This is a genomic window from Lentibacillus sp., assembly GCF_035301925.1.
Lineage (GTDB): Bacteria > Bacillota > Bacilli > Bacillales > Amphibacillaceae > Lentibacillus.
In genome coordinates, this window is sequence record NZ_DATGTI010000110.1 from 1 (window position 1) to 7,436 (window position 7,436).

Annotated in this window: 7 protein-coding genes; 4 read left to right on the top strand and 3 right to left on the bottom strand. The window is 46.0% G+C overall.

Features of this window, described 5'->3' with window-relative positions:
* Positions 1 to 198: 198 nt before the first annotated feature.
* The 4 genes from VK080_RS09545 to VK080_RS09560 all read left to right on the top strand — a co-directional run bounded on the left by VK080_RS09545 (position 199) and on the right by VK080_RS09560 (position 4,631).
* Positions 199 to 552, top strand: coding sequence for a DUF1428 family protein (locus VK080_RS09545; protein WP_324224540.1), 354 nt, complete (start codon positions 199 to 201; stop codon positions 550 to 552).
* Between the two features lie 240 nt (positions 553 to 792).
* Entirely contained in the window at positions 793 to 1,953 is a 1,161-nt protein-coding gene (locus VK080_RS09550) for a CoA transferase (RefSeq protein WP_324224541.1), read from the top strand.
* Positions 1,954 to 1,964: 11 nt separating this feature from the next.
* A complete protein-coding gene (locus VK080_RS09555) occupies positions 1,965 to 3,167 on the top strand; it encodes an acyl-CoA dehydrogenase family protein (protein ID WP_324224542.1) in 1,203 nt (400 codons plus the stop codon).
* A 12-nt stretch (positions 3,168 to 3,179) separates the two neighbouring features.
* Positions 3,180 to 4,631, top strand: a complete 1,452-nt coding sequence (locus tag VK080_RS09560; protein WP_324224543.1) for an NAD-dependent succinate-semialdehyde dehydrogenase — start codon at positions 3,180 to 3,182, stop codon at positions 4,629 to 4,631.
* A 202-nt stretch (positions 4,632 to 4,833) separates the two neighbouring features.
* On the opposite strand, the gene VK080_RS09565 is transcribed toward VK080_RS09560, so the two are convergent.
* The 3 genes from VK080_RS09565 to VK080_RS09575 form a co-directional block, all read right to left on the bottom strand.
* Positions 4,834 to 5,157: a DUF3870 domain-containing protein gene (locus VK080_RS09565; protein ID WP_324224544.1), complete on the bottom strand. Its 324-nt coding sequence runs from the start codon at positions 5,155 to 5,157 to the stop codon at positions 4,834 to 4,836.
* A gap of 20 nt (positions 5,158 to 5,177) precedes the next feature.
* A complete protein-coding gene (locus tag VK080_RS09570; RefSeq protein ID WP_324224545.1) occupies positions 5,178 to 5,948 on the bottom strand; it encodes an IclR family transcriptional regulator in 771 nt (256 codons plus the stop codon).
* A 158-nt stretch (positions 5,949 to 6,106) separates the two neighbouring features.
* Entirely contained in the window at positions 6,107 to 7,279 is a 1,173-nt protein-coding gene (locus VK080_RS09575) for a saccharopine dehydrogenase family protein (protein WP_324224546.1), read from the bottom strand.
* Positions 7,280 to 7,436 lie beyond the last annotated feature (157 nt).

The following is a 7,436-nucleotide window of genomic DNA, read 5'->3' on the forward strand; positions in this document are numbered from 1 at the left end:
CATGTTGACGCTCCCGGGATCATGTTTGTCCTCTCGGGAACATATTTCCTATCAGCGCATGTCGCAACTTTTCCTCTCATATTCCCCTCTTCTTCTTTAAATAACTTTTCATACATATTTTCCCAAAATTTATTAACTCTCATAAAAGGATTTTTTAGATTTATATGGAATTAGTAGGGTAAGGATTGAGGTGATCATATGTATACGGTTATTTATTTCTATCGTGTCAAACAGGAAAAAGTAGGATCTTTTATCGGTATTAACAATCGGGCAAGTGAAATTTATATGTCCTATGGCGCTCTGGAGGAGAAAACCTATCAAGCTGAAAATCTTCATGGTAAGAACGAATTTAAAGGACTGCTTGACGTTATTCAAAAGGAAGAAAACGAAGATATTTTTCTTGGTCAGTCTGTATTTCGGAATAAATCACATTATGATGATGTTATGAAGCAAGTAAATGACAATCCCGAAATCAAACAGCTTTTCAATGAAATGTCTGACACGATCGATCTATCAAAAGTTATTACCGCAACCTTTTCCACAGATGATTAAAAATGTGTTTACATATTTTTCAGAATACTATATAATAATATTAATCATGCTGAAGCGCTTCCACGCTATGGCGCATGATGAACCACAAACGACAATAAAAAACTGCCTAATCTGTTTTCAGTTCAACGCCAGTTCTGATACAACAGATGAAAGCCAGTTCAAATTGACTTGCAGATAACTGTGGTCTTTTTGGAGTGGCTTATTTTGCATTCAGAGGTTGTTCAAGAAAGGAGTGAGGAAATGGCTGGAGCACTTGAAAACATCAAAATTCTTGATCTCTCGCGTGTGCTTGCCGGGCCGTATTGCACGATGATCCTTGGCGACCTTGGTGCCGAGGTCATCAAAGTGGAAGCACCGGGCGGGAGTGATGAAACACGCAAATGGGGGCCGCCGTTTCAAAACGGTGTCAGCGCATATTACCTCTGTGCCAACCGGAATAAAAAAAGTATCACGCTAGACCTAAAGTCAGAGAAAGGTCATGAAGCGATTAAGGAACTTGTCCGTGAAAGTGACGTCATCATCAATAATTTTAAAACCGGCACCATGCAACGGCTTGGACTTGATTATGAAACATTGGCCGACATCAACCCAGGAATTGTTTACTGCTCGATTACGGGGTTTGGTGAAACAGGCCCATATAAGGATATGCCGGGCTATGATTTTATCATCCAGGCGATGAGCGGCTTGATGAGCATCACCGGTGACAGCGAATCAGGACCGAAAAAAGTCGGCGTAGCCATTACGGATATTCTGACCGGCCTGTATGCGTGCATTGGCATCCAGGGAGCACTGCTTGAACGGACCCAGTCAGGCAAAGGTCAAAAACTTGACCTGTCCCTGTATGATTCAGCCGTCAGCGCGCTTGTCAATGTCGGCAGCAATTATTTAATGGCTGGAAAAATACCAGAAGCCTTGGGCAACCAGCACGCCAACATCGTCCCATATCAGACTTTTGACACAAAGGACGGACAAATGGTGATTGCTGTTGGAAATGATCATCAGTTCCAGCGATTATGCAACATTTTGGAAAAACCGGAATATGCATCAGATGAACGGTTCCGGACCAATCCGGATCGTGTCGCCAGCCGGGATGACTTAATCCCACTGCTGCAAAAGGCCTTTGTGACGAAATCCACCGCATACTGGCAGGAAAAATGTCACGAAAACAACATACCATGCGGACCGATTCAGACGATTGATGAGGTGGCAAATGACCCACAGCTGAACGAGCGGAACATGTTCGTTGATGCCAGCCATCCGACAGCAGGTGATATTCGGATGATCGGCAGCCCGTTGAAATTTTCGCGGACACCGGCCAATGTCAGACGCCACCCGCCGGATGCCGGTGAACATACGAATGACATCCTGGAACAATTAGGGCTGACTCAATCAAACAATTAGGAGATGATCAGATGGATTTTAATTTTTCAGAAGAACAGAATATGCTGCGCAGTACTGTCAGAAGCTTTGTTGACAAAGAAATCATGCCATATATTGCCGAATGGGACCGGGAAGGACAATTCGATCCGTCCATCATGAAACGGCTTGCCGACCTCGGCCTGATGGGCGTCTGCATCCCGGAAGAATACGGCGGCAGCGGCATGGATTACAACTCGCTCGCAATTGTCTGTGAAGAGCTTGAACGCGGAGATACGGCATTCCGGACAGCCGTTTCGGTGCACACAGGCCTGAACAGCATGACACTTTTGCAATGGGGTACTGAAGAACAAAAACAGAAATATCTCATTCCTCAGGCCAAAGGTGAAAAAGTCGGTGCTTATGGCCTGACAGAGCCTGGTGCTGGATCAGACGTTGCTTCATTGCAAGCAACCGCTGTCAAAGACGGTGATCATTACATCCTAAACGGTTCGAAAGCGTGGATTTCACTCTGTGATACGGCCGATCACTTTATCGTTTTTGCTTACACTGACAAAGAAAAACGCCACAAAGGCATTTCAGCTTTTATCATTGAGCGTGAGTGGGAAGGATTTGACTCGAAAGCAACGAAAGGAAAACTGGGCATCCGCTCCGGCAATACCGGAGAGATCTTTTTCGATAACATGAAAGTACCGAAAAAAAACCTGCTCGGTGAAGAAGGTGAAGGGTTCAAAATCGCCATGTCGGCACTGGATAACGGACGTTTCACCGTGGCCGCAGGTGCTGTCGGGCAGATCAGGGCTGCCTTGGAAGCAAGTGTCAACTATGCCAATGAACGCGAAACATTTGGCAAGGTTATTGGCAAGCATCAGCTTGTTCAGCGCATGATTGCCAATATGAAAGCTGGACTGGAAATGAGCAGTCTGCTTGTTTACCGTGCCGGTGAGCTAAAAAATGCCGGAAAGCGTAATACAGAAGAAACGTCAATGGCCAAATGGCAGGCGTGCGATTTTGCCAATAAAGCAGCTGATGATGCCGTCCAGATTCACGGGGCTTACGGCTACTCGGATGAATACCCGGTCGAGCGTTATTTGCGTAACTCGAAAGCACCAGTGATTTACGAAGGAACGCGTGAAGTACACACGATCATGCAGGCTGAATATGCATTAGGCTACCGCGAAGATAAACCACTGAACAAAATGCTGCCGGCATGGGAAGGAAACCAGGTTAAAATATAAGGAGGTTTTGTTATGAAGCTGAAAAGCAAAACAAACAGCATTTTCATTGACGGAAAATGGCATGATACGGAAGGCCAGAAAACTGACATCGTTTATAATCCAGCAACCTTAGAGCCAATCACAGAAGTTGCCTATGGCGGAAAAACGGAAACCGAGGAAGCAATTGCAGCAGCAACCCGGGCATTCAAAACGTGGAGCGGGATGACCGGCCGTGAGCGGTCACGGATTTTGTACAAAGCGCATGAGCTGATGCTTGAGGATGCCGATCGTCTCGGGGAAATTTTGACGACTGAGCAGGGTAAACCGCTGAAGGAAGCTGTGGGCGAAGTTAAAGGTGCTGCCAACTTTTTGCTTTGGTATGCCGAGGAAGCAAGCAGGACATATGGCGAATGGATCCCGTCTTCCATTAAATCCAAACGGCTGCTCGTTATCCCGCAGCCGGTCGGTGTGGTCGGTGCGATTACACCATGGAACTTTCCATCATCCATGATCACCCGCAAAATCGCACCGGCTCTGGCTGCAGGCTGTACCGTTGTATTGAAACCGGCACCGGAAACACCGCTGTCAGCGATTGAAATCGTCAAAATCCTGGAAAAAGCCGGCATGCCTAATGGGGTCGTGAACTTAGTGACCGGTGATGCGGAGGCAATCGGTAATACAATGCTGGAAAATAAAGCGGTCCGCCTGATGACATTTACCGGTTCCACTGCAGTTGGCAAATACTTGATGCGTGAAAGTGCCAATCACGTGAAAAAATTATCACTCGAACTTGGCGGGCACGCACCGATTGTTGTGTTTGACGATGCCGATATTGACAAAGCCGTGTCATTGGCACTCGCCAGCAAATTCCGGAATAATGGTCAGACATGTATTTGCGCCAACCGTGTTTACGTGCATGAATCGATTAAGGGTGCTTTCAATGAAAAATTGACCGAAAAAGCGGGGCAGCTGAAAATTGGGGATGGCATTGAGGAAGGTGTCAAACTTGGTCCGCTGATTAACAGGCAGGCAATGGAGAAAGTCCAGAAACATCTTGATGATGCCGTCAGCAATGGCGCGGAAGTCGTCTGTGGCGGTGATAAATGGCAAGGTAGGATGAACGGTTATTTCTATCAGCCTACTGTTCTATCAAACGTCACCGATGACATGCTCGTCATGAACGAGGAAACATTCGGTCCACTCATGCCAGTGCAGTCTTTCAGTGATGAAGATGCCGTGATCGAGAAAGCGAATGATACCGACTATGGTCTCGCAGCCTATATCTTTACTGAAACAACCAGCCGCGCGGTCCGAGTATCGGAAAAACTCGACTATGGTATCGTCGGTGTCAATGACGTCTTCCCCGCTGTTGCCGAAGCACCGTTCGGCGGCATCAAGCAGTCAGGTGTCGGCAAGGAAGGCGGATACCATGGCATGGACGAATTTTTAGAGATGAAGTATGTTTCGATGGGTATTGACAGTTAAACAAATAAATTGATTAAAAACGGATAGTCGCATTTCCTGCTGGGGAATACGGCTATCCGTTTAATTTGGTATAACTTTGAAATTGACGCTGTAGATTAAGGTGGATTCGCTGTAGATTCCAGCGGGCCGCTATTGATGGTGGCAACATCGCTATCGCTATAGATGACTAAAACGTATGTAACTACAAACAACTTGTTTAAACCTATCCAGCACCATGACCTTCCCGATAATGCTCATACTGCCGATACAAATCATGCAACGCTGAAACAAGCGCATTGCCGGCTTTTCCCAAATAATGCTCTTTCATCGTTTCAGCGGGACCATCAATCCCATCCTGCAGACTGTGTCCCCTCAAAAGGTGATGGACAAAATTCCTGCCGTGTTCAGTTGCCAAAGTGCAGTTGGCGGCAACAATCACACCATATTTCTTATCGATTTCCGCCGTTATAGTAAGTGTTTCATAGATACTCTTTGCCGCCATTCCGGATGGCAATCTGGCATGTCCGGCGATAAATACCGTATTCATCAAAGATCATCCCTTCCACCTTAAAAATCCGGGCCACGGTACCCGAGTTTTCTGGAAATCGCTTCAGCCGTTGCTTTTGTCTTTTCTTTCAATTCCTGCAAATTTTCTCCTTCAAAATGACTGGACAGCCCACTTACTGCCAGCGCGGCAACAACCTGATTGCTATAATCATAGATAGGATACGAAATGCCTGTTGTGTCAGCATCCTGTTCACCGATGCTGTAGGCGTAACCTTCTTCATTAATCGCCTGCAGTTCCTGAAGCAACGCCTTTTTATCTATCGTACCGTGATTGACGGGATGATGCAATTCGAATTTCTCTAAAATAGTTTCCTGCCGTTCAAGCGGCATATGAGCCAGCAGCAATTTCGGACCGGACCCCAGATAAAGTGGTGAGCTTTTGCCGATTCTCGTATTCAGCCTCAGTGCCCTTGAACTGTCTACCTTCTCAATATATGTGGCTTCATCCTGATTGACGATAACCAAGTGAATGACCTCATTAATATCACCAGCCAGCTTCTGCATGTCAGGCAGAGCAATTCTCCGTATCTCCAGTTGATCGGATACGATTTGTCCAAGCTCCAGCAGTTTCAGACCCAGCCGGTACTTACTGTCATGCTCGTTCTCTTTTGTTTTATATAAAAAATTTCCGGATTCAAGTGCTGACAACAGTCGATAAGCGGTCGGCTTCGGGATTCCGGCTTGATTGGCAATTTCTTTTAATGTCAATTCAGGTGCCTCAACTGAAAAATAGTTCAGCAATTTTAGTGCTTTGATTACACTTTGGTTCATAGCGAAAACTCCTTGCAATCTTTTTTGAATAACTGAAGCCCAGACTCGTCTTATAGCGATTGCCGAATTTTTTCTTGAAGGTCACCACCATATACACTTTCTGCCGTTGTAAAAAATAAGGCTGCCATACGAAAGAGAGCAGCCCCGTTAATAACCGATCAATTGGTGACATGTGCTTTTGCTGCACTCGTTGATTCATAAATGTTCACACTGCGTTTAGCCATTTCCTCGATGTATTGATCACCTGGCACAATTTGCTCAGGCGGATAAACCCCCCGTTTTGTGATGGTTCCATTTGCAATCATCTGGGCAACAACGGAAATCGTGTTGGCGGTTGCACGGGCCATAGCTGTAACATTATGTTTCCTGTCTTTGTATGTCGACATTTCGAATACGTGGGTCTCCTGCTGCCCACCTTTATTCCCGCCTACTTTTACCCTGAGCAGCACGACATCATCTTTGTCACCAAGGTCGACAATCGGATCCAGCACTTTGAGCAGTACTTCCCTTGGATTGACCTCCTGTCCGTTGACATCAACCGTATAATCCATCCGGGTTAAATTCAAGTCGACAAGCAGCTTAAATTTCTCCGCATGACCAGGATATCGGATTGTTTTATATTCCAGTGTCTTCAAATGCGGATATGAAATGGACAATGTCGATGTCCCGCCTGATGTGTGGAATGCTTCAAGCGGCCCGAATTTTTCAAAATGAACACGTTCAACTTCACTTAAAGATTCGATTTCCTGCTTGATACCGTCACGGATAATTAGTGCCGGATCGGTATAATGGTCAAAAACGCCTTCCATTGAGAAAACATGGTTGTATTCAAATGGCGGCTCAGGATTGACCGGGATCCCGCCGACATACAATTTAATTTCTTCCAGTTCATCGAGCTTGCCTGCTCCATGACCGGATAAAATATTGATCATGCCCGGTGCAACACCCAAATCAGGGATTAATGTAACGCCGGCAGCCTTGGCCTCCTCTTTCAGCTCGAGCACTTTATCGGTAATATGACCAATATGTCCGCCTAAATCGACCGAATTGACGCCAACCTTAATGGCTGTCTTGGCAACGATTTCATTAAATGTGTAAAATAAAGCATTAATGACCACATCGAACTGCCGCATATAATTGGCCAGCTCCTGCTCATCTTTGGCATTGACCTGATAGGCAGTGAGTTTTGGGGAATTCAACTGATCAACAACCTTTTGCGCGATGTCAATGTCGATATCGGCAAGGCCGACTGCTGTCACTCCCTCACTTGAAACTAAATCCCTCGCTGCTTCCTTTCCCATTAGTCCAGATCCCAGTACACCTATTTTCATGCTATTCACTCCCTGTCAAATTTCCATCTGTCTGTAAGATTGTCCCTTTGTCTCCCGTATTTCCGACTCGTCTTTTTCATCATAAAAGTCGTCTTGGCTGCTCGCTCATCTTATTCCGTATCAATCTGTGCACGCTGGAGCTTGCCGCTGTAATCAA